This window comes from Candidatus Accumulibacter phosphatis (assembly GCF_000024165.1).
In the GTDB taxonomy this organism is placed as follows: domain Bacteria; phylum Pseudomonadota; class Gammaproteobacteria; order Burkholderiales; family Rhodocyclaceae; genus Accumulibacter; species Accumulibacter phosphatis.
In genome coordinates, this window is record NC_013194.1 from 48,278 (window position 1) to 73,756 (window position 25,479).

Annotated in this window: 21 protein-coding genes; 17 read left to right on the plus strand and 4 right to left on the minus strand. The window is 64.6% G+C overall.

Annotated elements, in window-relative coordinates:
* The first annotated feature begins 41 nt into the window (after positions 1 to 41).
* The 3 genes from def (at position 42) to htpX (ending at position 2,389) form a co-directional block, all read left to right on the plus strand.
* On the plus strand, positions 42 to 545 hold the full coding sequence (def, locus tag CAP2UW1_RS00220; protein ID WP_012806873.1) for a peptide deformylase: 504 nt from the start codon (positions 42 to 44) through the stop codon (positions 543 to 545).
* Positions 542 to 1,468, plus strand: coding sequence for a methionyl-tRNA formyltransferase (fmt, locus tag CAP2UW1_RS00225; RefSeq protein ID WP_012806874.1), 927 nt, complete (start codon positions 542 to 544; stop codon positions 1,466 to 1,468). The genes def and fmt overlap by 4 nt, the downstream gene beginning before the upstream one ends.
* A gap of 72 nt (positions 1,469 to 1,540) precedes the next feature.
* A complete protein-coding gene (gene htpX / locus CAP2UW1_RS00230) occupies positions 1,541 to 2,389 on the plus strand; it encodes a zinc metalloprotease HtpX (protein ID WP_012806875.1) in 849 nt (282 codons plus the stop codon).
* Positions 2,390 to 2,431: 42 nt separating this feature from the next.
* Here htpX and CAP2UW1_RS00235 read toward each other — a convergent pair whose 3' ends face one another.
* Together CAP2UW1_RS00235 and CAP2UW1_RS00240 are read right to left on the minus strand one after the other, a co-directional pair.
* A complete protein-coding gene (locus tag CAP2UW1_RS00235; protein ID WP_291911569.1) occupies positions 2,432 to 3,331 on the minus strand; it encodes a S1/P1 nuclease in 900 nt (299 codons plus the stop codon).
* A gap of 52 nt (positions 3,332 to 3,383) precedes the next feature.
* A complete protein-coding gene (locus CAP2UW1_RS00240; RefSeq protein WP_012806877.1) occupies positions 3,384 to 4,292 on the minus strand; it encodes a cation diffusion facilitator family transporter in 909 nt (302 codons plus the stop codon).
* A gap of 123 nt (positions 4,293 to 4,415) precedes the next feature.
* Here CAP2UW1_RS00240 and rsmB point away from each other — a divergent pair, with 123 nt between their 5' ends.
* The 6 genes from rsmB to CAP2UW1_RS00270 are packed head-to-tail and all read left to right on the plus strand — an operon-like array spanning position 4,416 to position 12,680.
* Positions 4,416 to 5,744 carry a 16S rRNA (cytosine(967)-C(5))-methyltransferase RsmB gene (rsmB, locus tag CAP2UW1_RS00245; RefSeq protein ID WP_012806878.1) on the plus strand — a complete coding sequence of 443 codons (1,329 nt, stop codon included), beginning with the start codon at positions 4,416 to 4,418 and terminating at the stop codon, positions 5,742 to 5,744.
* Entirely contained in the window at positions 5,704 to 6,339 is a 636-nt protein-coding gene (locus CAP2UW1_RS00250) for a DUF4390 domain-containing protein (protein WP_049778493.1), read from the plus strand. The genes rsmB and CAP2UW1_RS00250 overlap by 41 nt, the downstream gene beginning before the upstream one ends.
* Entirely contained in the window at positions 6,336 to 8,489 is a 2,154-nt protein-coding gene (locus CAP2UW1_RS00255) for a sensor histidine kinase (RefSeq protein WP_012806880.1), read from the plus strand. Before CAP2UW1_RS00250 ends, CAP2UW1_RS00255 begins: the two co-directional genes overlap by 4 nt.
* Before the next feature lie 2 nt (positions 8,490 to 8,491).
* Positions 8,492 to 9,748: a sigma-54-dependent transcriptional regulator gene (locus CAP2UW1_RS25880; protein ID WP_012806881.1), complete on the plus strand. Its 1,257-nt coding sequence runs from the start codon at positions 8,492 to 8,494 to the stop codon at positions 9,746 to 9,748.
* Positions 9,749 to 9,785: 37 nt separating this feature from the next.
* Entirely contained in the window at positions 9,786 to 11,216 is a 1,431-nt protein-coding gene (trkA, locus tag CAP2UW1_RS00265) for a Trk system potassium transporter TrkA (RefSeq protein WP_012806882.1), read from the plus strand.
* A 9-nt stretch (positions 11,217 to 11,225) separates the two neighbouring features.
* Positions 11,226 to 12,680 (plus strand): TrkH family potassium uptake protein, encoded by a 1,455-nt coding sequence (locus tag CAP2UW1_RS00270; protein ID WP_012806883.1) that lies wholly within the window; start codon positions 11,226 to 11,228, stop codon positions 12,678 to 12,680.
* Positions 12,681 to 12,719: 39 nt separating this feature from the next.
* Here CAP2UW1_RS00270 and CAP2UW1_RS00275 read toward each other — a convergent pair whose 3' ends face one another.
* On the minus strand, positions 12,720 to 14,177 hold the full coding sequence (locus tag CAP2UW1_RS00275) for a TrkH family potassium uptake protein (RefSeq protein ID WP_041567976.1): 1,458 nt from the start codon (positions 14,175 to 14,177) through the stop codon (positions 12,720 to 12,722).
* A gap of 476 nt (positions 14,178 to 14,653) precedes the next feature.
* On the opposite strand from CAP2UW1_RS00275, the gene CAP2UW1_RS00280 reads away from it, so the two are divergent.
* From CAP2UW1_RS00280 to CAP2UW1_RS00315, 8 genes are all read left to right on the plus strand, one after another.
* Positions 14,654 to 16,153 (plus strand): DUF1538 domain-containing protein, encoded by a 1,500-nt coding sequence (locus CAP2UW1_RS00280; protein WP_012806885.1) that lies wholly within the window; start codon positions 14,654 to 14,656, stop codon positions 16,151 to 16,153.
* On the plus strand, positions 16,150 to 16,497 hold the full coding sequence (locus CAP2UW1_RS00285) for a P-II family nitrogen regulator (protein ID WP_012806886.1): 348 nt from the start codon (positions 16,150 to 16,152) through the stop codon (positions 16,495 to 16,497). Before CAP2UW1_RS00280 ends, CAP2UW1_RS00285 begins: the two co-directional genes overlap by 4 nt.
* A gap of 74 nt (positions 16,498 to 16,571) precedes the next feature.
* Positions 16,572 to 16,967, plus strand: a complete 396-nt coding sequence (locus CAP2UW1_RS00290; RefSeq protein ID WP_012806887.1) for a CBS domain-containing protein — start codon at positions 16,572 to 16,574, stop codon at positions 16,965 to 16,967.
* A gap of 12 nt (positions 16,968 to 16,979) precedes the next feature.
* Positions 16,980 to 17,417 (plus strand): hypothetical protein, encoded by a 438-nt coding sequence (locus tag CAP2UW1_RS00295; protein WP_012806888.1) that lies wholly within the window; start codon positions 16,980 to 16,982, stop codon positions 17,415 to 17,417.
* Positions 17,418 to 17,567: 150 nt separating this feature from the next.
* The gene (gene hemE / locus CAP2UW1_RS00300) at positions 17,568 to 18,647 is read left to right on the plus strand and encodes a uroporphyrinogen decarboxylase (protein ID WP_012806889.1); all 1,080 of its coding nucleotides are present in this window, start codon (positions 17,568 to 17,570) and stop codon (positions 18,645 to 18,647) included.
* Between the two features lie 342 nt (positions 18,648 to 18,989).
* A complete protein-coding gene (locus CAP2UW1_RS00305; protein ID WP_012806890.1) occupies positions 18,990 to 21,014 on the plus strand; it encodes a primosomal protein N' in 2,025 nt (674 codons plus the stop codon).
* A gap of 342 nt (positions 21,015 to 21,356) precedes the next feature.
* Positions 21,357 to 22,895, plus strand: a complete 1,539-nt coding sequence (locus CAP2UW1_RS00310) for a Ppx/GppA phosphatase family protein (RefSeq protein WP_012806891.1) — start codon at positions 21,357 to 21,359, stop codon at positions 22,893 to 22,895.
* 102 nt (positions 22,896 to 22,997) lie between these two features.
* Positions 22,998 to 24,236 carry a hypothetical protein gene (locus tag CAP2UW1_RS00315; RefSeq protein WP_012806892.1) on the plus strand — a complete coding sequence of 413 codons (1,239 nt, stop codon included), beginning with the start codon at positions 22,998 to 23,000 and terminating at the stop codon, positions 24,234 to 24,236.
* Between the two features lie 43 nt (positions 24,237 to 24,279).
* Here CAP2UW1_RS00315 and CAP2UW1_RS00320 read toward each other — a convergent pair whose 3' ends face one another.
* Positions 24,280 to 25,479 carry an MFS transporter gene (locus tag CAP2UW1_RS00320; protein WP_012806893.1) on the minus strand — a complete coding sequence of 400 codons (1,200 nt, stop codon included), beginning with the start codon at positions 25,477 to 25,479 and terminating at the stop codon, positions 24,280 to 24,282.

A 25,479-nucleotide genomic window follows, 5' to 3' on the forward strand; every position in this document is an offset into this window, starting at 1 on the left:
GTTAGATTCTGCACGCAGTTATTTCTTCGATCAAGCTTTTTATGTCGCTACTACCGATCCTCCGCTTTCCCGACCCGCGCCTGAGAAAGGTCGCCGCGCGCGTCGACAAGATTGACGACGGCATTCGCCGTCTGGCGCGTGACATGGCCGAAACGATGTACGAAGCTCCCGGGATCGGCTTGGCGGCGACACAGGTGGATGTGCACGCGCGCGTCATTGTCGTCGATGCTTCGGAAACCAGGGACCAGCTGTTGACCTTGATCAACCCCGAGATTCTGCAACAGGATGGACTGCAGGTGTGCGAGGAAGGCTGCCTGTCGGTGCCCGGGGTATACGACAAGGTCGAGCGCGCCGAACACGTCGTTGTCCGCTACCAGGACCTGGACGGAGCCGAGCAGACGGTCGACGCCACGGGCCTGTTGGCTGTTTGCCTGCAGCACGAGATAGACCACCTGCAGGGTCGCGTTTTCGTGGAACATCTTTCGCAGTTGAAGCAGTTGCGCATCAGGAACAAGCTCGCCAAGCAGGCGCGAATCACCGCATGAGGCTGGTCTTCGCGGGTACGCCGGAGTTCGCCGCGCTGGCCCTGCGGCAGATCCTGGCTGCTGGCCACCAGGTGGTGCTGGTGCTGACGCAGCCGGATCGGCCCTCCGGGCGCGGGATGGCTCTGCGAGCCTCGCCGGTCAAGGAACTGGCCAACGCGGCGGGGCTCGAGGTATTTCAACCGCCGACACTGAGAGATGCCCTTGTGCAGCAGAGAATCCGCGCTGCGGGCGCCGAGGCGATGGTCGTCGCCGCCTATGGCCTCATCCTGCCGCAGGCCGTACTCGACATGCCGTCCCACGGCTGTATCAATATTCATGCTTCCCTGCTGCCGCGCTGGCGTGGCGCTGCGCCGATCCAACGGGCGATCCTTGCCGGTGATCAGGAGACGGGCGTGTCCATCATGCAGATGGAGGCCGGGCTCGACAGTGGTCCCGTTCTCCTGTCGGCGAGCGTGCCCATCAGCGACACCGATACCGCTGCCTCGCTGCACGAGACGCTGGCACTGCTGGGCGCCCGTTTGGTCGTCGATGTCCTGGCGCGCCTGCCGTTGCCAGCCAGCCCGCAACCGGAAGTGGGCATCACCTACGCGGCCAAGATCGACAAGGCGGAGGCCAGTCTCGACTGGCACCGCCCGGCTTGGCAACTGGCCCGTCAGGTGAGGGCCTTCAACCCCTTTCCGGGTTCCACTTGCTGCCTCGACGACGTTCCGCTCAAGGTCTGGCGGGCTGAGGCGGTGGCTGGCGACGGGCGGCCGGGCATGGTCCTCAGGGTTGAACGCGACGGTGTCGTGGTCGCCTGCGGCGAGCAGGCGTTGCGCCTCGGCGAGTTGCAGAAGGCTGGCGGCAGACGCCTGTCGGCCGCCCAGTATCTGGCCGGCACGGCGCTCTCGCCGGGAGCTTGCTGCGCCTTGTCGGGTTCTTGAAATCGCTCGTCGCTACCCCATCTAGCGCCTCACTGGCAGGCTACTCGTCCTGCGCTCATGGAGGTCTCCGAGATGTTCGCTAACTGGCTGAAAACTTCCATTCTGATGGCCGCGATCGTGGCCCTCTTCGGCGTCATCGGCGGGTTTGTCGGCGGCAAATCCGGGATGTTGCTGGCCTTGCTCTTTGGCGGGGCGATGAACGTCTTCGCCTACTGGTTCTCGGACAAGATGGTGCTCAAGATGTACAACGCGCGCGAGGTCGACGCAAGCTCGGCGCCGCAGTTCTACGGAATGGTTCGGGAACTCGCCCAGCGCGCCGGCCTGCCGATGCCCAGGGTGTATCTGATCGACGAAGGGCAGCCCAATGCTTTCGCCACTGGTCGCAATCCCGACAACGCGGCGGTAGCGGCGACGAGCGGCATCCTTCAGCTCCTGTCGGCACGCGAGATTCGGGGCGTCATGGCACACGAACTGGCGCATGTCCGCCATCGTGACATCCTGATTTCGACGATCTCGGCAACCATGGCTGGCGCGATTTCGGCGCTCGCCAACTTCGCGGTGTTTTTTGGCGGGCGCGACTCCGAGGGTCGGCCGAGCAATCCGCTGGCTGGGATCCTGGTGGCGCTGCTGGCGCCACTGGCGGCTTCGCTGATCCAGATGGCCATCTCGCGGGCACGCGAGTTCGAGGCAGACCGCGGCGGCGCCGAGATCTGCGGCGACCCGAACGCTCTGGCCGACGCTCTGGCGAAGATCGATGCCTACGCTCGCGGTATCCCGATGGCTCCTGCCGAAGCGCACCCGGAGACAGCCCAGATGATGATCATGAACCCGCTCTCCGGTGGTGGAATTGCCGGATTGTTCAGTACTCACCCGGCCACCGCGGAGCGCGTTGCGCGACTGCGCGCGATGGGGCGCGGCTAAAGGCGCGGCGGCGGATGTTCCACGTGAAACCAATCCTGGCCGCTAGCGGTCGTTTCGGTCCTCTCGCCGCGGCCCGCTGTGCAACAACCGCTGCAGGAGATCGGCGAGCCGATAACCCGCCTCGGCGACGCGGCGACCGGCGATCGCCAGCGCGTCCTCATGGAAGGTGGCGCTGATCGTCGGCACGGCGTCATCCCCGGGCGGATAGACACGCTCGCGGGCAAGCCGCCAGCTTTCGTCAAGCCACTGCTCGGGAGTTCCTGGTGAGGTCGGCGGCCGGTGAAGTGCGGCCAGCGACCTCGCCGCGCTGGCGAGCCGACCGTCGCGCAGCCACGGAGGGCCCGGCAAGTCATCCCAGTAGCGATGCAGACTCATCGACGTGTAGCGTGCGGCGAAAGGGTTCACGATGCTGACCAGATTCCCGCCATTGTCGCTTTGTCCATCCGGACCGTAGCGGCTCGCCGCGTGCAGCGGCTGGTGCGCGTCGCCGACCAGATGAATCAGCCACGGAAGGGCGTAAGCCCGCTCAGCCATTGTCGCCTGCCGGTCGCCAACGATGCGCGCCAGCACCGCCAGCTGGCGGTCGATGACGCCAGCCGCAGGCCCGGTGCCGGCGCCCGGATTCACCGGGCGATCCACGTAGTGCCAGTGCAGTCGCCGCTCCATGTCGGGAAAACCGGGTAGCGTTGCCGTGGGCTCCTCGCGTCCGGTGGTGTAGAAACGCCTGTCCTTGCGAATGTCGTCGGGCCAGGTCGAGGCCTCAAGGAAGGCGGTCAGCTCCGGATCGCCGCCATGGGCGCGCGCTTGCCAGCGTTCGTAGTCCGGGTGCTGGCGCAGGAGTTGCCCAACCGCGGACTTCGTCCCGGCATCCATCGACTCCCAGGCAATCATCGCGCTGATCCGATGACCCGCGGCGTTCCAGGCCAGGGCCGGCGCTGCCACCAGTAGCAGGAGGCACGCGCCGAAGCGAAGGCGCCAAGTGCGTCTGCAAGGTCTAGCGGTCAAGAGCGATGTCTTCCTGTGAGACCGGATCTTCCAGGGGCTCGAGATGAGTAAACACGGAGGCGTGGGAAAGCGTCTGACGAACCTCCCGCTCCAGTTCTTCGACGAGCTGGTGACCGCGGGAAATCGTCCAGCTGCCGGGTACCAGGACATGCAGCGAGATGAAGCGGCGAGTACCGGACTCGCGCGTCCGCACCGCGTGGAACTCGATGCCCAGCGCGCGATAACGTTCGAGGATAGCGAGCACCAGCGCGTGTTCCTCCGGCGGCAGGCTGCCGTCCATCAGGCCAACGGCTGAGCGCTGCAGCAGGCGCCAGCCGGTCCACACGATGTTGGTGGCAACCAGCAAGGCGAGCGTCGGATCGAGCCATAGCCAACCAGTGAGCGCGACGGCAGTCAGGCCGACGATCACTCCCACCGACGTCCACACGTCGGTGAGCAGATGGTGCGCGTCGGCCTCGAGGGTGATCGACCGGTGGCGTTTGCCGGCACGCAGCAGAACGCTGCCGACGACGAGATTGATCAGCGAGGCGAGCGTCGACACCACCAGGCCCAGTCCAAGCTGTTCGAGTGGCTTCGGGTAGAGCAGGCGTTCGATCGCGGCAAAGGCGATCGCCAACGCAGCGAACAGAATCAACAGCCCCTCGAAGCCGCTGGAAAAATACTCCGCCTTGCCGTGGCCGAACGCATGCCCTTCGTCCTCGGGCCGCTCGGCGATCGACAGCATCGCCAGGGCCATTGCTCCACCAGCCAGATTGACCAGCGATTCGAGCGCATCGGAGAGCAGGCCAACCGACCCGGTCATCATCCAGGCGAGCCCCTTGAGCGCGATCGTCGCCAGTGCGGCACCGATGGACAGCCATGCGAAGGGTTTGAGCGAGGAAGAGGTCATGCGCCGCATTATCGCCCGCCCGTGACGATCTCGCCACGAAAGGGCATCGTGCTAAACTCGCCACACACTCGATAGCAGCGAATCCCGACCTTGCCTTCGTCCCTTACGCCTTCTTCTCCGTCTACCCGCGCCGTGCGCGTTCGCAAACCTGCGGCCGTCGTCAAGGGCCCGCCTCGGCGCAAGCCGGGGCCGCCGCCGTCGCGTCTGCCGGCGGATTCCCTGGGGCTGAGCCTGCTGCTCGCGGCTCGGGTGATTGCCGCCGTGCGGGCCGGGCAAAGCCTGACACAAGCCTTGAGGCCTCTGAGCGCCGCAGCGCCGGCTGCCCGCGCCGCAGCGCAGGATGTGGCCTATGGGACGCTGCGCCGCTACGGTTGCGGCGAGTTCATTCTCGCTCGCCTGCTCACGAAACCGCTATCGCACACGGAAACCGAAGCCCTGCTGCTGGCCGCACTCTTTCGGCTGCATACCCGTCCCGAGGCGGCCTACATGGTCGTGGATCAGGCCGTTGCCGCCGCCGGCGAAATGACCGGTGGCGTTTTCAAGGGATTAGTCAATGGACTGCTGCGCAGTTACCTGCGCCAGCGCGAGTCGCTGGCGGCCGCCATGGCCGGCGACGACGAGGCGGTACAACAACACCCCGCCTGGTGGCTGGCGCGTTTGCGCCGCGCCTATCCCGAGCATTGGCAGGAGATCGTCGCCGCTGGCAACGGCCCGCCGCCGATGACCCTGCGTGTCAACCGGCGTCGCGCCACCAGCGAGGCCTACGCGGCACGTCTGCTGGAGGCCGGATCGTCTGCCAGGCAGGTGGCGGCGAACGCGCTGCTCCTGGCCAAGCCGGTAACCGTCGATGCCCTGCCGGGCTTTGCCGATGGGCTGGTGTCTATCCAGGATGCCGGCGCGCAGCGCGCTGCCCAACTGCTCCTGCCCGTTGCCGGCGAGCGCATCCTGGACGCCTGCGCCGCGCCTGGGGGGAAAGCCGCACATCTGCTGGAAGCGGCCGATATCGACCTGCTGGCACTCGATATCGACGCCACGCGCACCCGGCGCATCGAAGACAACCTGCGCCGCCTCGGTCTCGTCGCCAAGGTCGGGGTTGCCGACTGCCGCGCCTCGGGCGACTGGTGGGATGGCCTGCCTTTTGATGCCATCCTCGCGGATGTGCCCTGCTCTGCCTCGGGCGTCGTGCGTCGCCATCCCGATATCAAGTACCTGCGCCGGGAGAGCGACATCAGGCGCTTTGCTCTCCTGCAGGCTGACCTTCTCGACCAACTCTGGCCGCTGCTGAAGCCGGGAGGCCGCCTGCTCTACGCCACCTGCTCGGTATTCCCGGAAGAGAACGAAGGACAGATCGATGCCTTCCTGGTTCGCCAGCCGACGGCCCGGCGACTCGTGGAGGAGAGACTTCTACCGCGGGAGGAACATGACGGATTCTATTATGCGCTGTTGCGGAAAGCTCCTTAGTTCGTTCCTTGTCGGCCTGTTTATTCTGATTGCCTCATCGAGCACGCAGGCAGCCGACATCAGCATCCGCAACCCGCAGCTGTCGGCCGGCGACGAGGGTTATGTCCTGTCGGCTGATTTCACCATCAATCTGAACGCCCGGCTCGAAGAAGTCGTCGCTAAGGGCGTCGCGCTCTATTTCGTGGTCGACTTCGAACTCAGCCGCTCCCGCTGGTACTGGCTGGACGAACAGGTTGTCGGCCGGAGTCAGTCGTACCAGCTCTCCTACCACGCGCTGACTCGCCAGTACCGTTTGTCGAGCGGCGCCTTGCACCAGAGCTTCGCCACGCTCGACGAGGCGCTGCGCATCCTCACACGACTGCGCAACTGGCCGGTCCTCGACAAGGGTTCGCTCGCCGCCGGCCAGACCTATCAGCTCGCCCTACGCATGCGTCTCGACCTCACACAAATGCCCAAGACGTTCCAGGTGAACGCACTCGCCAATCGTGACTGGAATCTGACATCCGAGTGGGCTCGCTGGAACCTTACGCCCGGCGATGTATCCTCCCTCGGCGTAGCGGCCACGCTTGCGCCTGCCACCGGTGAGAGCAAGTGAAGAGTCTGATCGTCGCCGCCGCTTCGTTTGGCGGCATTCTTCTCTTCCTGTTGGCGTCGGCGAGCGCCAACACGGCGCTCTTTGCGCGTCATTACCCCTGGCTGCTGGGTCTGAATGCAATCGTCGCCCTGTCGTTGCTGGCGCTGATTGCCTGGCAGCTGCGCATCCTCTGGGGTGAACACCGGGCCAGAGTCTTCGGTTCGCGGCTCAAGCTGCGGCTGATGCTGATGTTCGGCCTGATGGCCGTCGTGCCCGGCGTACTGATTTACGCCGTGTCGGTCCAGTTCGTCACCAAGAGTATCGACACCTGGTTTGACGTGCGCGTCGAGAAGGCCCTCGAAGCGGGCCTCAATCTAGGCCGCAGTGCGCTCGATTCGCTGTTGGCGGATCTGGCCGCCAAAGGACAATCGATGGCGCTGGAACTTGCGGACCGCTCGGAAGCGCAGCGACGGCTCGAACTCAACCGCTTGCGCGAACAGCACGGCGTTCAATCGGCGGCACTCTTCTCGACGACAGGTACGCTCGTGGCGACGGCGACGGGTGAACTGGCCACCCTGTTGCCGGCACAGCCGGCACCCGAACAATTGCGCCGGGCACTTGCCGAGCGCCGACTTGCGGTGATCGAGAGCCACAGCGAGAAAGACCTGACACTGCGTGTCCTGGTCGCCGTAACACCGCCGGGCCTCGGCATCGAGACGCGAATCCTGCAGCTTACCGATCCGGTGCCCACCAGCCTCGCCCAGAACGCCGACAGCGTGCAGGCGGTCTATGCCGACTATCAGGAACTCTCGCTCGGCCGTGAGGGATTGACGCGCATCTACGCGATGACGTTGACGCTGACGGTACTCCTGGCCTTGTTCACGGCCATTGCCCTGGCTTTCGTGCTGGCTCGCCGCCTGTCGGCGCCGCTGTCTATCCTTGCCGAGGGCACACAAGCCGTGGCGGCGGGCGACTACACCCCGCGTCAGGCTGTCTATAGTCGTGACGAGCTCGGCGTTCTGACCCGCTCGTTCAAGCAGATGACCAGCCAGCTCGATGAAGCTCGGCGCGACAACGAACGTCATCGCGCCGAGCTCGAAGCGGCGCGCGCCTATCTCGAATCGATTCTCGCCAATCTTTCGGCTGGCGTGCTCGTCTTCGACCACCGTTTCGTGCTGCGTACCTTCAACGAAGGAGCGCTGACGATTCTGGACGACGACTTCAGCGATCTGCTCGGCCACCCGGTTGATGCCTGGCCGCGGCAGGAAACGCTTGGCCAGGCCATCCGCAGTGCCTTTGACACCCATGCCAGCAGCGAGTGGCAGGAACAGATCGAACTCGATCATTCCGGCGGCCTGCCGCAGATTCTTCTCCTGCGCGGCACGCAACTGCCCGCCGGTTCGCATGGCGGCTACGTCGTTGTTTTCGACGACGTGACCCGGCTGATTGCCGCTCAGCGTAGTGCCGCCTGGGGTGAAGTGGCGCGCCGCCTGGCTCACGAGATCAAGAATCCTCTGACACCGATCCAGCTCTCCGCCGAGAGACTGCAGATGAAACTGGCCGACCGGCTGGCCGGCGCCGACGCCCAGATGCTGGCGCGCTCCACGCAGACGATCATCACCCAGGTGCAGGCGATGAAACGGATGGTCAATGACTTCAGCGACTATGCCCGTCTGCCGGCACCGGAGCTCGCCGCGGTGGACCTCAACGCGCTGATCTCGGAAGTGCTCGGCCTGTACGAAACCTCGCGGGCGACGATCAAGCTGAAGCTCGCCCCCCGGTTACCGCTGGTCTGGGGTGATGTCACGCAATTGCGGCAGATCATCCACAATCTGTTGCGCAATGCCGAAGACGCGCAGGAAGCGCTTGAATCGCCATGCATCGGGATCAGCACACAATGCACTGACAGCATGGCCGAGATGGTCGTCACCGATCACGGGCCGGGTTTCCCGCCCGAAATCCTTGCCCGGGTCTGCGAACCCTACGTCACCACCAAGGCGCGTGGTACCGGCCTCGGCCTGGCGATCGTCAAGAAGATCGTCGATGAACATCACGGCCGCATCCGGATCAACAACCGCCAGCGGGTCGGCGCCGAGGTCAGCATCATGCTGCCGCTCGTCTCCCAGCCGAGCGCTCGCCGCCACCCCAGCAAACTATCTTCCGAGGCCTGAGCATGGCGCAAGTATTGATTGTCGACGACGAAATGGGCATCCGCGAGTTGCTGTCCGAGATCCTTGCCGACGAAGGTCACTCCGTCTGGCTGGCGGAAAATGCCGCCGTCGCGCGCCGCATGCGCGCCGAGAAACGGCCGGATCTCGTCTTGCTCGACATCTGGATGCCGGATACCGACGGGATTTCCTTGCTCAAGGAATGGTCGGCGGGCGGGCTCCTGACGATGCCGGTGGTGATGATGTCCGGGCACGGCACGATCGACTCGGCGGTCGAAGCGACACGCATCGGCGCGACCGACTTCCTCGAAAAGCCGATCGCCCTGCAGAAACTGCTCGCCACCGTCAAGAAAGCGCTCAAGCACGAGGCGGTTCTCCAGAAGCGGCCGCTGACGCTGGACGCCTTCACGCGCTCGCCCTTGCTCAAGGACCTCAAGCGGCGCCTCGAACAGGCGGCGGCGAAGACGTCGGTGCTCCTCCTGAAGAGCGCCTCGGGGAGCATCGCGGAAATCTGCGCGCGTACCCTGCAGACGCACCGTACCCCCTGGCTCGACCTGTCGACGCTGAGCACGCCGCTGACACAGGAAATGTTGCAGAACGCCGGCGGCGGCATCGTCTTCATCGCCGATCTGGCACAGTTCGGCAAGCTGCAGCAGATGAATCTCGTTTTCGCCATCGAACGGCTCGAGCGGCAGAATCTGCAACTGGTGGCGGCTTCGAGCCGCTCGCTGTCGGCACTCGTTGACTCTGGCTGGGACCCGCTGCTGGTCAACCGCCTCGGCGAAGTCTGGGTGGCACTGCCGCAGATTTCGGGACACGCGGACGACGTCCCCGAAATCGCCACCCTGTTGCTCGCCGATCTCGCCGAACGCGGCGAAGTGCCCTTGCGTCACTTTTCCAGTGGCGCGCAGAACGCGCTACGTCTGCATCGCTGGCAGGGTGAATGGGCCGAACTCCTGACCACGGTCAAGAACCTCGCGCTGTCGGCGCTCGATGAGGAGATCAGTGCCGACGATGTCGCCCGTACCTTGCAGACCGAGGCCAGCGGCGCCGCCACGCCGCTCGCGGCACTGTTCTTCGATCTGCCGTTGCGCGAGGCCCGCGAAGGCTTCGAGCGCCTGTACTTCGAATACCATCTGAGCAGCGAGAGGGGTAACATGACGCGCTTGGCGGAGAAGACGGGTCTTGAACGAACTCATCTCTATCGCAAGTTGCGGCAGCTCGGTCTGAACATCGGGCGGCGCAGCGACGAGCGCGAATGACATCGCGCCGCAGCACCGTCAGGGAGATTAAAAAGAAATGCGGATCGTCATTCTTGGTGCCGGCCAGGTCGGTGCGAGTGTTGCCGAGAGTCTTGTCTCGGAAAACAACGATATCACGATCGTCGATAGCGACCAGGATCGTCTCGCCTACCTCCAGGATCGTCTCGACCTGCGAACGGTGACCGGCAACGCCGCCTATCCTTCGGTACTGGCCAGCGCCGGCCTGGACGATGCCGACCTGTTGATCGCCGTGACGCAGAGCGACCAGACCAATCTCGTGGCGTGCAAGGTGGCGCACAGCGTCTTCAACGTCCCGGCACGCATCGCCAGGTTGCGCGCGCGTGACTTTCTGGAGAGCGAAAAGCTGCTGGCGCCGGAGAACTTCGCCGTCGACTATGCGCTGTGTCCGGAGCAGGTCATTACCGAGTACATCGCGCGCCTCGTCGAGTTTCCGGAAGCTTTGCAGGTGCTGAACTTCGGCGATGGCCGACTGGTGCTGGTGGGGCTTCGCGCCTACGCCGGCGGTTTGTTGGTGGGTAGCCCGATCAAGGAGATGCGCGGCCATCTACCGCCCGAGATCGACGGGCGCATCGCCGCCATCTATCGCCGCGACGGCGCCATCACACCGACCGGTGAGACGATCATCGAAGACGGCGACGAGGTCTTCCTGCTGGCCGCCGAGGAACACATTCGGGCCGTCATGCGTGAGTTGCGCCGCTCGGTCGAGCCGGTGCGGCGGGTGATGATCGCCGGTGGCGGCAACATCGGCCATCGCGTCGCGCAGGCGCTGGAAGGCAAGTGCGAAGTCAAGCTGATCGAGGTTTCGCGGCGGCGGGCCGAGTTTGTCGCGACCTCGCTGAAGGCGGTGCTGGTGCTGCACGGCGATGCAACCGACGAGGAGTTGCTGCAACAGGAGGCGATCGACGAAATGGATCTCTTCTTGGCGCTGACCAACGACGATGAAGACAATATCATGGCCGCGTCGCTGGCCAAGAAGATGGGCAGCAAGCGCGTGGTGGCGCTGATCAACCGCCGGGCTTACGCCGATCTGGTGCAGGGCGGGCCGATCGACATCGCGATTTCGCCGGCGCAGGTTTCGATCGGCACGCTGTTGACCTATGTCCGCCACGGTGACGTGGCGCAGGTGCATAGCTTGCGCCGCGGCGCTGCCGAGGCGCTCGAGGTCGTCGCCCACGGCGATCAGAAGACTTCGCGCGTCGTTGGCCGGCGGATCTGCGATGTGCCGACGATCGAGGGCGCGTTCATCGCCGCCGTCGTCCGCGATCTCGACAAGACGCAGGATGTCGGATTCCTCGGCCTGGCCAAGAAGAAGCAGAGGGGTCGAGTGCTGATCGCGCACAAGGACGTGGTGATTCAGACCGACGATCACGTGATCGTCTTCTGCCTGGACAAGAAGGTCGTCAAGCAGGTCGAGAAGCTGTTCGCCGTCGGCTTCCATTTCTTCTGAGAGCGAAGCATGCAACGCTATTACCCGGTCATTCGGGTGCTGTCGATGGTCATTGTCATGTTCGGCCTGACCATGCTGGTTCCCTGGGGGTTGTCTTGGTTCATGCACGACGGTGCCGAGAGCGCCTTCGACGAAGCCGTGCTATTGACGGTCGGTACCGGTGCGGGTCTCTGGTACGCGACGCGCAAGGAGAAACGCGATCTGACGATTCGTGACGGCTTTCTGATGGTCGCCCTGGTGTGGACGGTGCTGCCGGTCTACGCGGCGCTACCGCTGGTGATTCAACTCAATGCAAGTTTCACCGACGCCTATTTTGAAGCCGTTTCCGGGTTGACGACGACCGGCGCGACGGTCTTCGAAGGGCTCGACAATCTGCCGGTGTCGATCAACTTCTGGCGCACGCAGCTCGTTTGGCTGGGTGGCATGGGCCTGATCGTCCTGGCGGTCGCCATCCTGCCGCTGCTCGGTATCGGTGGCCGCCAGATGTTCAAGGCGGAAACGCCGGGACCGATGAAGGACTCGAAGATGACTCCCCGCATGGCCGAGACCGCGAAAGGCCTTTGGGTCGTCTATACGCTGATTTCGGTGTGCTGTGTGCTCGGCTACCAGTGGGCGGGCATGACCTGGCTCGATGCCATCATGCACATGTTCGCCACCATGGGACTGGGCGGTTTCTCGAGCCACGACGCGAGCTATGGCTACTTCAACTCGCCGTTGATCGAGGCGGTGGCGATTCTCTTCATGCTGATCGCCGGCTGCAACTTCGCCACCCACTACGTCGTCCTCAGCGGCCGATCGTTGCGGCCCTACGCGACCGACCCGGAAGCCGGGATGTTCCTGCTGGTGACCCTCGGCAGTGTCGTCGGTATCGCCATCTTCCTCGATGTGCACGAGGTTTATCCGACGTTTTCCGAAGCGCTGCGCTTCTCGGCGTTCAATGTCGTGTCGATCGCGACGACCACCGGCTTTGCCAACACCGATTATGCCTTGTGGCCGTTCTTCGCACCGCTCTGGATGTTGTTTCTTTCCAGCTTCGCCACCAGTGCCGGTTCAACGGGCGGTGGCATCAAGATGATCCGCGCGATCGTCCTCTACAAGCAGGTCTACCGCGAACTCGCGCGGGCCATGCACCCGAACGCCGTTCATCCGGTCAAGGTCGGCAACGAGGTTGTCCCTCCGAACATCCTCTTCGCCGTGCTCGCCTTCGGCTTCATGTACATGGTCTGCATCGCGTCGATGACCCTGCTTCTTTCGTTCTCGGGGTTGGAGATCATCACCGCGTTTACAGCGGTTGTCGCGAGCATCAACAACACCGGACCCGGGCTCGGTCAGGTCGGTCCGGCGAACAACTTTTCCGTGCTGACCGACTTCCAGACCTGGGTGTGCACCTTCGCCATGTTGATCGGCCGACTGGAGATCTTCACCCTGCTGGTTGTCCTGACACCGGCGTTCTGGCGCAAGTAGCCGGAGGGGAACATCGGGAGCGCCGGTTTGGCGGACGAACTAGCGCCGCCAGAAGGCAGGCATCAAGATTACCAGCAGGGTGAAGATCTCCAGCCGGCCGAGAAGCATTGCCCAGGTACATACCCAGGTCTGAAAGTCGGTGAGCACCGCATAGGTCGTTGAAGGACCGACCAGATTGAGACCCGGGCCGGTGTTGTTGATGCACGCCACGACTGCCGAGAAAGCGGTGATGACGTCCAGGCGCGTGGCGATCAAGAGCAGCGTCAGTATGACGATCGTCACGACGTAAATGAACATGAAGCCGAGAATCGAATGCAGCACCGGGTCGGGAACCACCGTCGCCCCGAAGCGAACGGTCTGTAGACCGCGTGGGTGCATGGCACGCATCAACTCGCGCGACACCTGCTTGTAGAGGACGACGGCGCGGATCATCTTGATGCCGCCGCCGGCCGAACCGGAACAGGCGACGAAGCTGCCGAGGAAGAGGATCCACAGTTGCGCGAACAAGGGCCACTGCGCGTAGTCGGTGGTGGCGAAGCCGAGCGAAGTGGCAAGCGACACCGAGTGGAAAGCGACGTAGCGAAGGGTCGTCAGAAAATCCTCGTAGACGTCGTCAGGCCACAGGTAGAGCGCGAGCGCGACGCTGCTCAGGGCAAGGAAGCCGAGAAAATAGTGCGCTTCGATGTCGAAGCGATAGGCGCGCAGCGAGCGTTGCGACAAGACCAGGAAGTGGGTGCTGAAGTTGATGCCGGCGAGCAGCGCAAAGAAGATCACCACCAGCTCGATGTCGAGGCTGTCGAAGTGGCCGAGGCTCGCGTCCTTGGTCGAAAAGCCGCCCAGCCCCATGATCGAGAAGGCGTGCATCAGTGCGTCCCAGGGTTCCATTCCCACCTGATACAGGCTCACCCCACAGGAAATGGTCAGGATCACGTAGACCACCCATAGTCCCTTCGCGGTCTCGGTGATGCGCGGCGTGATCTTCGCATCCTTCATCGGGCCCGGCGTTTCCGCCTTGAGCATGCCGCGTCCGCCGAAGCCGAGCATCGGCAGGATGGCGACCGCGAGAACGACGACGCCGAGGCCGCCAATCCAGTGCATGAAGGTTCGCCAGAAGTTGATCGACAGGGGCAGAGTGTCGAGCCCGGAGAGGACCGTCGCGCCGGTCGCCGTCAGACCGGAGACGGCCTCGAAGTAGGCGTCGGTCCACGACAGTTCCTTGATGTGCAGATACAGCGGCAGCGCCCCGAAGGCCGGCAGCAGCGACCAGATCAGCGCGACCAGCAGGAAGCTCTCGCGCACGCGTATTTCGCGCTTTTGCCGGCGAACGGACAGCGACAACAGTGCGCCGCTGGCCATCGTGATGAGCACCGCTTCGTCGTAGGCGCCGTGCGCACCGTCGGCGCTGAGCCATGAGAGACTGAGCGGCACCAGCATCAGGAAGCCAAAACCGAGGATGAGGATGCCGAGAACGAAGAGCACCGGCGCGAAACGCTTGATCATGCGAAGCCTTTCCGAAGAGCGGTCAACGAGCGCTGATCCGCCGGCCGATCGCGTTCCCTCGCATCCACTTCCAGTGTATGTGGGCGATCAAAGAGGGCGCTCTGCAATCGAGGGATAGCGTGCAGCGGTGTGCAGGCGCGTGAAGGGGCGACGGTAAATTCCCCCTTGGCAGTATCGCGCCAGACGGCGGTAGGGTCAATCGCCGGCGGATCTCGTCTTCTCGTGCTGGCTGCACCAACTTTCGCCGTATTCTCGTCTCTGGAGTTGTTTGCGCCCCCCAGGGAACGTTTGATCCATATGGCATCACTTGCCAAGGGCTTGTCGTACCGGGCGATCTGCGGCATGATTCGTGGCCGTGCCGATGTTGGCCCGTAGATGCGCTGATTCCTTCGAGAGCCGATGACGCACGCTTGCCCCCCTCCTTCACAGTCGCCGAAGCGCTCCCTGCGCTCGGTCGTCGCGGGCTAGGGCGCATGGGTTCCCTGCTGCGCATCGCCCGCGAACTGATGCGCGAAGCGGCGCGCGACCTAGCGCCGACGCTGGTCGTTGTGGCGATCTTTCAGGTATTTTTCATCCAGCGTATGCCGGACAGTCCGGCGGGGTTGATCGGCGGCTTTGCCGCTGTCCTTCTCGGCCTGGCACTCTTCGTCAAGGGACTCGACGCCGCGATTTTCCCGGCTGGCGAGACGATGGCTTTCGACTTTGCGCGTCGCGGTTCGTTTCTCTGGCTGATGCTCTTTGCCTTCTGCATCAGCTTTGCTTCGGTGGCTGCCGAGCCGGCGCTGATGGCCGTGGCCTACAAGGCGGAAGCGGTGTCGGGTGGCAGCATGGGTGCGCTGACCCTGCGCATGGTTGCGGCGCTCGGCGTCGGTCTGGCGGTGGTGGTTGGCGTATGGCGCATCGTCCTCGGCCACTCGATCGGCAACTACCTGATCCCCGGTTACTTGATCGTCATCGCCCTGACGGTGTTTTCACCGCCGCAACTGGTCGGTCTGGCTTTCGATTCGGGTGGCGTTGTCGCCTCGACCGTCACTGCCCCCCTGTTGACGGCTCTCGGTGTTGGCCTGGCGACCAGCATTCGTGGCCGCAACCCGATGCTCGACGGCTTTGGTCTGATCGCTTTCGGCGCGCTCGCGCCGATGATCATCATCCAGATCTACGGCATCGTCTTCTTCGTGCCGGCGGCGGCCGGCACGGCGGTGGTGATGATGCCGACCGACGACCAGCACCAGTATGCTGCCCTGGAACTGCTCTTCGACTTCCTGATCATGGTGAGAAACCTGCTGCCGATCATCGTCGTCGTCCTCTTCTCCAGTTTCGTCATCCTTCGCCGCCCGCTCGCCGATCCCAAAGGCCTGGCCGTGGGAATGGTCCTCGTGGCTGTCGGTCTCTTTCTCTTCGACGAGGGGCTGCAAGTCGGGCTCTTTCCGCTTGGCGACGAGATGACCAAAGGCCTGATGGGCGACGGCGTCGCCATGTGGGCGGTCTATCTTTACGGTTTTCTCATCGGTTTCGCCACAACGATGGCGGAGCCGGCCTTGATCGCCCTGTCGATCAAGGCCGACGAAGTGAGCCTTGGGCAACTCAAGGGCATCTGGCTGCGTTCGCTGGTATCGATCGGTGTCGGCATCGGCATCGTCATCGGCTGCGCGCGCATCATCGACGGAATCAACATCGCCTATTGGCTGATTCCGGGTTACCTGCTGGTCCTGGCCATGACCAAAGTGGCGCCGCGCTTCATCGTGCCGATCGCCTATGATTGCGGCGGCGTGACGACGTCGACGGTGACCGTGCCGCTGGTCACCGCCCTCGGCGTTGGGCTGGCCGAACGGACGCCCGGTCGTGACCCGATGATCGACGGTTTCGGTTTGATCGCCTTCGCTTCGCTGCTGCCGATGATTATCGTTATGTCCTATGGCATCCTCGCCTCCTGGCTGATGTCAAGGAAATCTGCCAAGGAGAAGACACGATGAAGTTTTCTGCTGTCGTCCTGATCATCCCGGAAGAAGACGAGAACCGCGCGGTGGGGATTCTCAAGCACGCCGGCGCTACCGGCCTGACGATTCTCAAGGGCAAGGGTCTGCGCCACAACGAGCGCAAGACCTTTCTCGGCCTTGGCCTCGAGCGCAAGGAGTCGGTGCTGTTGTGCGTCGTCGAGAAGCAACTGGCGATGCGCATCTTGCGCTCGGTCAAGACCGAGATGAAACTCGATGAGCCGGGCGGCGGTCTCGCCTTTTCGCTGCCGCTGGGCAGTGTCGTCGGCATCGGTCTGGCGCAGATGCAGGCGTTTCGCCGCGAAGTCGAGGAGGATCTGTGAGTCGCCCTCGGCCATTGGCCTCAAGCCCGCTGTCGGGTCGCTGACCCCTATGATTGACTGAAGGAGTTCTTGTCATGTTGGTTGCCGGAATCATGAAGAAGGATGTCGTCACCATCAGCCCGCTGGCCACCGTACGCGAGGCGCTGATGATGATGAAGGCTCGCGGGGTGCGCTCGCTGGTCGTCGAGAAGCGCCATTCCGGTGACGCCTACGGCCTCATCGCTTATCGCGACGTCGCCAAGTCGGTCATCGCCGAGGATGGCGACATTGACCTTCTCAACGTCTACGACATTGCCCAGAAACCGGCGCTACAGGTTTCTCAGCACCTGGAAATCCGCTATCTGGCGCGCCTGATGATCCAGTATTCGGTAAAGCGCGTGCTGGTCATCGACAACAACGAGTTGCAGGGCTTCGTCTCGGATACCGACGTGGTGACCAGCCTCATTGAACGTGCGTTGCGCGATCGCTAGGTTCGGGACGCCATGGAAAAGATCGTGCGCCGTTATGCGGCCCACTTCCCACGCTGGTGCCAGGCTTTCGGCGACCATCTCCCGGATCCGGGCGGCGAAGGGCGGGCGGTCGAGTGGCTGGTCGGCGAGGGCTGCGTTGGCGTGATCGTCCTGCCAGAGGTTCGCCGCCTCCTGATGCACGAACTGCTGGGACCACAGAAGCCCCACCTCGAGTTCCGGCAGCGCTCGCTGAGCCTCAACCGTTACGACTACGACGAGGTCGAGGTTCTTGGGCATTCCGGCTATGCGGCGCTGCGCGAGTTGCTGCTCGCCGGCGATGAAACGCACATGTTCCTGACCTACCACCTCATCTACCCTCCGGGGACGCGCATCATCACCGTATCGCTCAAGCCGCCGCTACCTCTGCTCTACAAGGAAATGGCGCCACTGGCGGTCAGCGTCTGCGCGTGACACGGCCCCGGGTGGCTGTCGCCGCCGGCCCCAGCGGCTGACAGCGACTTTCGCAGGGCCAGTGATGCCTTCGGCCTTCTGGCGCAAGTGACGGCGAAAAGCGGATAATCGGGACTTTCCGGCGTACTTCCCTCGCCGGTGGAGTTCGCCGTGACCCGACCAAGCAACGACAGTTTCCTGCGCGCCCTGCTCAAGGAGCCGACCGCGTACACGCCGGTATGGCTGATGCGTCAGGCCGGGCGCTATCTGCCCGAGTACTGCGAGACGCGCAAGCGGGCCGGCAGCTTCCTGCAGTTGTGCAAGAACCCTGCCCTGGCCTGCGAGGTGACGCTGCAACCGCTCGCCCGCTACGATCTCGATGCGGCGATCCTCTTCTCCGACATTCTGACGATACCCGATGCGATGGGCCTCGGCCTCTACTTCACCGATGGCGAAGGGCCGCGCTTCGAACGTCCCTTGCGCGAGGAGTGGGCGATCCGCGATCTTACGGCGCCCGACCCTTGGGATCACCTGCGTTACGTGATGGACGCCGTCGCCGAGATCAGACGCGCGCTGCACAACTCGGTACCGCTGATCGGCTTTGCGGGGAGTCCCTATACGCTCGCCTGCTACATGGTCGAAGGCGCTTCGAGCAGCGATTACCGCTGCATCAAGGGAATGCTCTACGAGCGGCCGGACCTGTTGCATCGCATTTTGTCGGTCACCGCCGACGCCGTCACCGCCTATCTGAATGCGCAGATCGAATCCGGCGCACAGGCGGTGATGATTTTCGATTCCTGGGGCGGTTCGCTGTCGGCGGCTGCGTACGAGGAGTTCTCGCTGCAATACATGCAGCGTATCGTCGGCAATTTGCTCCGGGAGCGAGGTGGCGAGCGCGTTCCCTCGATCGTGTTTACCAAGGGTGGCGGTCTGTGGCTGGAGGCGATCGCTGACATCGGCTGCGACGCGGTCGGCCTCGACTGGACAATCGACATCGGGGAAGCGCGCCGACGCGTCGGTGACCGCGTGGCGCTGCAGGGCAACATCGACCCGGCCGTGCTTTTTGCCTCGCCCGAGAAAGTTGCCGCCGAAGCTCGACGGGTGCTGGAGAGCTATGGCGCCGGCCAGAACACGGGTCACGTTTTCAATCTGGGGCACGGCATCTCCCAGTTTACGCCGCCGGAGAACGTCACGGCACTGGTAGAGGAAGTACATGCGCATAGCGTGTTGCTGCGCACCAGAAGCGAATAAACATCGGTTGACCACTTGACTTATTCACAGAAATGCCGTGCATGTATCGCGCCCGCCAGGAAATCTCCCAAGAATCAGAGGTCTATCAATAATGCGCTGATTTATTGGGAGTTTTGTTATCGCTTATTTTTCCGGCAACGACCTGAAACCCTTGTGGGAAGGGCCTTTGCGGCACTTGTCTGACGCACGATCCACAGAGTTATCCACAGGAACTGTGCGTCGGGTCGAAAGCTCTGATAACTGAGGATGTTAGGCGGCTTTGAGAGAACTGGCGCGAGCTTCCGCCGCTAAGTGGCCCGTTGATTCCCCCCGGACTTCAACCCGTTTCGAGATTGCACGCGCATGCCGCAGATAGTCCGCGTCGCCCTGGACGTGCCTCTGCGCCGCTTCTTCGACTACTGCGTACCGAAAGGAGAGTGCCTGTCGGTGGACGACATCGGCTGTCGCGTGCGCGTGCCGTTCGGCCAGCAACGGAAGATCGGCATCATCGTCGGACTGCCGAGCGAGAGTGCAGTTCCGCTCGCCCAGCTCAGATCCTGCGAGGTGGTGCTGCGCGACTTGCCGCCCTTGCCCGCTGACTGGTTCCGCCTGGTCGAGTTCTGCGCCGCCTATTACCAGGCTCCTGTGGGTCAGGTCATGTTGTCCACCTTGCCCGCCGGCCTGCGCTCGACCACTCCAGCGAAGCCCCGGCCGGTCCGGCGGTTGCCCGACGACACCCGGGCGATCGCGGCGCCGGCCCTGACCGCCGAACAGGAAATGTCGCTGGCCGCGATTGCGGCCGGTGGCCCGGGGTTTCACGCCTACCTGTTGCATGGCGTCACCGGCAGCGGCAAGACCGAGATCTATCTGCGCCTGATCGAGCGTACCCTCGCTGCCGGACGGCAATCGCTGTTGCTGGTGCCGGAGATCAACCTGACGCCACAACTCGAGGCGCGGGTGATGGCGCGTTTCCCCGCTGCCGGGCTGGTCAGTCTGCATAGCGAACTCGGGGAATCCGCGCGCAACCGGAACTGGCGGGCAGCCTTGAGCGGCGCCGCGCGAATCGTTCTCGGCACGCGCCTGGCCGTCTTCGCTCCCTTGCCGGAACCGGGCCTGATCGTTGTCGACGAGGAGCATGATGCCTCTTTCAAACAGCAGGACGGCATTCGCTATTCGGCGCGCGACCTGGCCGTGTTCCGTGCCCGCCAGTGCGGAATTCCGATCGTCCTCGGTTCGGCGACGCCGTCGCTGGAAAGCTGGGCAAACGCCGCTGGCAACGGCGCGGGCAATGGCGCGCGCGCCCGCTACCGCCTGCTCTCGCTGCACGCGCGCGCGGTCGAGGGGGCTCGCCTGCCGGTGGTGCGGCGCGTCGACACGCGCGTTGACAAACCGATTGACGGGCTATCCGGCGCGCTGCTCGAGGCGATCGAGAAACGCCTGGAACGCGGTGAGCAGAGTCTGCTGTTTCTCAATCGACGCGGGTACGCACCCGTGCTCGCCTGCATGGCCTGCGGCTGGACCTCCGGTTGCCGGCGTTGCGCTGCCCATCTAGTGCTGCATCTTGCCGACCGTTGCCTGCGTTGTCACCACTGTGGCTATGCGGCGGCCGTGCCGAAGGCCTGCCCGACCTGCGGCAACCAGGATCTGAGCGCCTTCGGTCGCGGCACGCAGCGCCTGGAGGTGGTTCTCGGTGAGCGCTTTCCGCAGGCACGCGTCCTGCGTGTTGACCGCGACTCGGCGAGCAGCCGCACGCATTGGGAAGCGCTGGTGGCAAGGATCCACGCCGGCGAGGTCGATATTCTTGTCGGCACGCAGATGCTCGCCAAGGGTCACGACTTCCCGAAGCTGACGCTGGTCGGCGTCGTTTCTCCCGATGCTGCGCTCTTTGCCGCCGATTGGCGCGCGCCCGAGCGACTTTTTGCCCAGTTGATGCAGGTGGCCGGTCGCGCGGGGCGTGCGGACCGCCCGGGGGAAGTGCTGATCCAGACGCAGTTCCCCGACCATCCGTTGTATGCCGCCCTGGTCGACCACGACTATCCGGCCTTCGCCGCGGCCCATCTCAAGGAACGGCAGCAGGCAGGCTTTCCACCCTACACCCATCAGGCGATGCTGCGCGCGGAAGCGCCACGCATGGCAGACGCCCTGAGCTTCCTGAATACGGCGCGCGCCTGTCCGCCACCCGGTTGCGAGAACGCCGTGACCTTCTACGACGCGGTGCCGATGCGCCTTTCACGCAGAGCCAGCCGCGAACGCGGGCAGTTGCTCGTCGAGTCGTCGTCACGTCGCGTGTTGCAGCAGTTTCTTGCCGGCTGGGTGGTGCAGATCGAAGCCATCAAGGCGCCGGGCAGCCTGCGCTGGCACCTGGAGGTGGACCCGCTCGAGTTCTGACTTGGCGGCGCGGCCAGCGCGTGTGCGGGCGCTGCACCTCGCCTGTGCCACGGTAGCGCCCTCGTGGCCCCCGCCCCTTTGCCGCTCGAGCGAGCCGCCGCGTGGCCCGCTGTCGCGCACCGGCAAGGATTGACGAAGCCGCCGGGCCCAGGGATACTCTCCTCGAAAGCCAGCCTGGCCAGCTCCCCAGCGTGCACCATTTCACAGCGCGGCGAATTCCCGCCAGCTATTCTATCGGGTGCCGGTAGATGGGGGTCGCGCTTGCCACGCCCGCGCCGCTTCGGCGCTCACGCGACGAAGACGGGCCTCGTCTGCTGGCGCCACCCACCAAGGAGTCCTGACGTGTCTTCCGATTTCGTAGCCGCGATTGACCTGGGTTCGAACAGCTTCCACATGATTGTTGCCCGTATCGCCAATGGACGGGTGCAGGTTCTCGACCGCCTGCGCGAGATGGTTCAATTGGCTGCGGGCCTCGACAGTCGCAACCGCCTGTCGCCACAGTCGCAGCAGCGGGCGCTCGACTGCCTGGCGCGCTTTGGCCAGAGACTACGCCACATTCCGCCAACCCGCGTGCGCATCGTCGGCACCAACACCTTGCGACAGGCGCGCAACAGCGCCGAGTTCGTGGCCCGCGCCGAGCAGGTTCTCGGCCACAAGGTCGAGATCGTCGCCGGCCAGGAGGAGGCGCGGCTGATCTACCTCGGTGTTGCGCACAGCGTCGGCGACGTGCCCGGGCAACGTCTGGTGGTCGACATTGGCGGCGGTAGCACCGAGCTGATCATCGGCGAGCAGTTCGATCCCCTGCATCTGGCGAGCCTGCGCATGGGCTGCGTCAGCATCAGTCGCCATTGTTTTGGTAACGGTCGAGTGACCGCGGGCCGCCTGCGCGAGGCGGAATTGCTTGTCCAGCTGAATCTCGAACCAGTGCGCGAGGAATACCTGGCGCGCGGCTGGGAGGTGGTGACCGGTGCGTCGGGGTCGATCAAGGCGATCCAGGATGTGGTCGTCAGCGAAGGCTGGTGTCGCGAGGGAATCAGTCTCGACGCCCTGCGCCGACTGCGCACGGCACTGCTCGAAGTGCGCGACACGGCCGAAATCGCCAGTCGCTGGCAACTCGACCCCGCGCGCGCGCGCGTCTTCTTCGGTGGCTTCGTCATCCTGCACGGTCTGTGCGAGACGCTCGGCGTGCAGCAGCTCGAGGTCTCGGAAGGCGCTTTGCGCGAGGGCCTGATCTATGACCTGCTGGGCCGCATCCGGCACGAGGATGTGCGCGACCGAACCATCGCCGATGTCATCGGTCGCTTCGGCCTCGATGAGGCTCAGGCCGGGCGAGTCAGCGGCACGGCGCTGGAACTGCACCGACAGGTACGCGCGAAATGGCAACTGACCGGCAAGGAAGCGCGGCACGTTCTCGAACGGGCCGCCCGCCTGCACGAGATCGGCCTGTTGCTGACCCACGACCAGTATCACAGGCACGGCGCCTACGTGCTGGAGCATTCCGACCTGCCCGGTTACTCGCGCGACGATCAGCGTTTGCTGTCGGCCCTGGTCGGGCGCCACCGGCGGTCGTTTCCGGCCGATGCGTTTTCCCATCTGCCAAAGGACTGGGCGCGGCCGGCACGCCGCCTGTGCGTTCTCCTGCGTCTGGCGGTGGTTCTCCACCGGGGTCGCAGCAGCGAGCCGTTGCCCGCGATCAGCCTGCGCGTCGACCGGCAGCGACTGGTTCTGCGCCTTCCGGCGGGCTGGCTGGACCAGCACCCACTGACGCGTGCCGATCTCGAGATCGAAGCCAGGCAACTTCGCAAGGCCGGCTTCGATCTCGAGATCGGCCGCAGTGGACCGGTGACGCTGCCGCCGGCACCGGCCGCGGGCTTGCCATGACCGTCGGCAATGACCGCCTGTGCAGTGCACCAGTCACCTTTTCGTCCCTGACCAGGGCTGGCATCGTAACGGCACACCGGCCGTGACGCGCGGGTCGCGGTGATGCGATTTCTCGCCTGGCTGGCTGCATCCCTGCTGCTGTCGCTGCTCGTCGTCTTCTTTCTGCTGGTCGCCGCGCTTGAGCCAGCGCCCCTGGTTACCCGTGGCGAGACGATCTCGCCCGCGTCGATTGCGCAGGCCAAACTTCTCTTGGCCAGGAACGATCCGCGCCGACTGGCGCGCGGCGATGAACGAACGGCAGATCTCCCGGCGGCGTTGATCGATGATGGCGTCAATCACCTGGCGAACCGGCTGTTGCACGGACGTGGTGCCTTCGTCATGGGCGAGGACTCGGCGCAGATCCGCCTCAGCGTCCGCGTTCCCGGTCTGCCCGGACCCCGTTTTCTGAACCTTGGCGCGGTCTTCAAGGAAGCCGAGGGGGAACCGCATGTCGCCTCGGCGACCCTGGGTTCGTTGCCCGTTCCGGCCGCGCTGATCGAGCTGCTGATGGCCTCGGCGATCAAGCTTGCCGGTTTTGGAGACGACTGGCAGCTGGCCCGACAGAGCATCCGGCGGTTGATGTTCGAGCCCGGGCGGGGCGTCGTGGTCATCACCTACGTCTGGGAACCAGAAATCCTCGATCGTGCGCTGGCGCTGGCCTTTACGCCCGAGGATCTGCTCCATCTCGAAGCCGCCCAGCGAGCCCTGGCGGGCCTTCTCGATCACCACGGGCCGCGCGCGCGCGTGCCCCTGCCGGAAATTCTCGGCACCCTCCTGGCGCACACCGGCGACGGATCCCTTGTGCAGCGTCGTGCGGCACTACTGGTTTTGGCCACGCACCAGTCGGGACAGAGCCTGGTCAGGCTGTTGCCGCAGGCGAGGCAATGGCCACGCCCACGACCCGTCAAGCTGATCCTGCTCGGCCGCGGCGACAGCGCCCAGCATTTCGCCATTTCAGCCGCCCTGGCTGCCTGGGCCGGCGAGCCGGCGGCCAACGCCATCGGCGTCTACAAGGAAGTCGAGGACGCGCGCCATGGCAGCGGCTTCTCGTTTGCGGATCTTGCCGCGGATCGTGCCGGTACCCGTTTTGGACAACTGGTTGCCGACGCGTCGCCACGCCTGAACGCTGCACTGGGAAGAACGCTGACCGATGCGGACCTGGCGCCAGCGCTTGGCGGGCTTCCGGAGTATCTGTCGGAAAGCGAGTTCCAGCGGCGTTTCGGCGGCAGCGGCAACGCCGCCTATGCGCAGGTAATGGCCGAAATCGAGCGTCGCCTGGCGGCCCTGCCGCTGTATCGCTGATCGGCTGCCCTGTGCGCCCGTGGCCACCCTCGGCGCGTGCTGCTCAGCGCACCCGTCGACCGGCAAGCAGGAACCACAGATAAGCGGCGAGCTGTGCTCCCAGCAAGGACAGGAGAGCGTTCCGGTGAGCCATGGCGGCCGTTTGTCCCTGCGCCTGCAGCAGGTCGATCAAGAGCCCGAGCCCCCACTGGACGCCGAAGGCGCCAACGAAGACCATCAGGTTGAATGCCGTGTTGGCGCGGCCGGATAGCGCCACAGCAAAGCCGGCGGCCGCCTGCGAATAGGCGAGCGTGCCAAAGCTCGAGAAGCTGCCATAGGCGATCCACAGGAGGTGGGTGTGTTCGACGGCCTGGGTGACGATCAGGGCGAGCGTCAGTAGCGAAAGGCCGAGTCCGGCAGCGAGCAACATCAGCGGCTTGATGCCGCGCCTGGCCAAGCCGGTGGCGAGGAGGCCAATCAGGAGATAGGCAATCAGCATCGCCGCGCTCATCCCCGCCATATGGTCGGCGGCGACCGCGCGCGCGTAGCCGTTCACCTGCATCAGCCAGGAAACCGACCACAGGCTCTGCACGGCCATAAAGCCCCCGACCAGCGTCAGTCCAAGAGGCGCGAAGCGCCAGAAATGGGCGCTGGCGAAGACCTGCCTGACGCCGGCCCACTGCGCCGCGAGCGGTTCCGGCTTTGCGCCGTCCGTGCGTTCGGGGACGCTGAGGAACAGCCAGATGGCAACCAGCAGGGTCAGGCCGGCCAGTCCGACGAAGATCTCGCGCCAGCCGGCTACCTGCAAGGCTGCTTCCAGCGGTGCCGTCGCAGCGAGCGCTCCGAGACCGCCGGAGGTCATGATCCAGCCGGTCAGCGATGCCTGTCGGTCGGCCGGGAACCACAGCGAAAACGCTTTGAAGGCGGCCATCAGACACGCCGAAACGCCCAGCCCGATCAGCGCACGCGAGAAGGCCAGGTCGCCGATGCTCTTGCCGATGGCGAACGTCGCGGCACCGGTAGCGGCAATCAGGAGCAGCCCCGATTCGACCCGGCGCGCGCCGAAGCGGTCGAGCAACATCCCCAGCGGCAGCTGGGCGGCGGCGAAGGACAGGAAGTAGGCGCTGGTCAGCAGGCCCAGGCTGCCGGCGCCAAGTGCCAGTTCGGCAGTCAGTATCGGCCCGATAACGGCGTTAGCCGTCCGGTACAGATAGGACAAGAAGTAGGCGCCTGCGAAGGGCAGGAATAGTTTCAGCCAGAGCAT

What these genes read in the sequence shown, in the direction of transcription:
- def (WP_012806873.1), top strand. Translation starts at nt 42, where the DNA reads ATGTCGCTACTACCGATCCTCCGCTTTCCCGACCCGCGCCTGAGAAAG.
- fmt (WP_012806874.1), top strand. Translation starts at nt 542, where the DNA reads ATGAGGCTGGTCTTCGCGGGTACGCCGGAGTTCGCCGCGCTGGCCCTG.
- htpX (WP_012806875.1), top strand. Translation starts at nt 1,541, where the DNA reads ATGTTCGCTAACTGGCTGAAAACTTCCATTCTGATGGCCGCGATCGTG.
- CAP2UW1_RS00240 (WP_012806877.1), bottom strand. Translation starts at nt 4,292, where the DNA reads ATGCGGCGCATGACCTCTTCCTCGCTCAAACCCTTCGCATGGCTGTCC.
- CAP2UW1_RS00250 (WP_049778493.1), top strand. Translation starts at nt 5,704, where the DNA reads ATGACGGATTCTATTATGCGCTGTTGCGGAAAGCTCCTTAGTTCGTTC.
- CAP2UW1_RS25880 (WP_012806881.1), top strand. Translation starts at nt 8,492, where the DNA reads ATGGCGCAAGTATTGATTGTCGACGACGAAATGGGCATCCGCGAGTTG.
- trkA (WP_012806882.1), top strand. Translation starts at nt 9,786, where the DNA reads ATGCGGATCGTCATTCTTGGTGCCGGCCAGGTCGGTGCGAGTGTTGCC.
- CAP2UW1_RS00270 (WP_012806883.1), top strand. Translation starts at nt 11,226, where the DNA reads ATGCAACGCTATTACCCGGTCATTCGGGTGCTGTCGATGGTCATTGTC.
- CAP2UW1_RS00280 (WP_012806885.1), top strand. Translation starts at nt 14,654, where the DNA reads ATGGGTTCCCTGCTGCGCATCGCCCGCGAACTGATGCGCGAAGCGGCG.
- CAP2UW1_RS00285 (WP_012806886.1), top strand. Translation starts at nt 16,150, where the DNA reads ATGAAGTTTTCTGCTGTCGTCCTGATCATCCCGGAAGAAGACGAGAAC.
- CAP2UW1_RS00290 (WP_012806887.1), top strand. Translation starts at nt 16,572, where the DNA reads ATGTTGGTTGCCGGAATCATGAAGAAGGATGTCGTCACCATCAGCCCG.
- CAP2UW1_RS00295 (WP_012806888.1), top strand. Translation starts at nt 16,980, where the DNA reads ATGGAAAAGATCGTGCGCCGTTATGCGGCCCACTTCCCACGCTGGTGC.
- CAP2UW1_RS00305 (WP_012806890.1), top strand. Translation starts at nt 18,990, where the DNA reads ATGCCGCAGATAGTCCGCGTCGCCCTGGACGTGCCTCTGCGCCGCTTC.
- CAP2UW1_RS00315 (WP_012806892.1), top strand. Translation starts at nt 22,998, where the DNA reads ATGCGATTTCTCGCCTGGCTGGCTGCATCCCTGCTGCTGTCGCTGCTC.
- CAP2UW1_RS00320 (WP_012806893.1), bottom strand. Translation starts at nt 25,479, where the DNA reads ATGCTCTGGCTGAAACTATTCCTGCCCTTCGCAGGCGCCTACTTCTTG.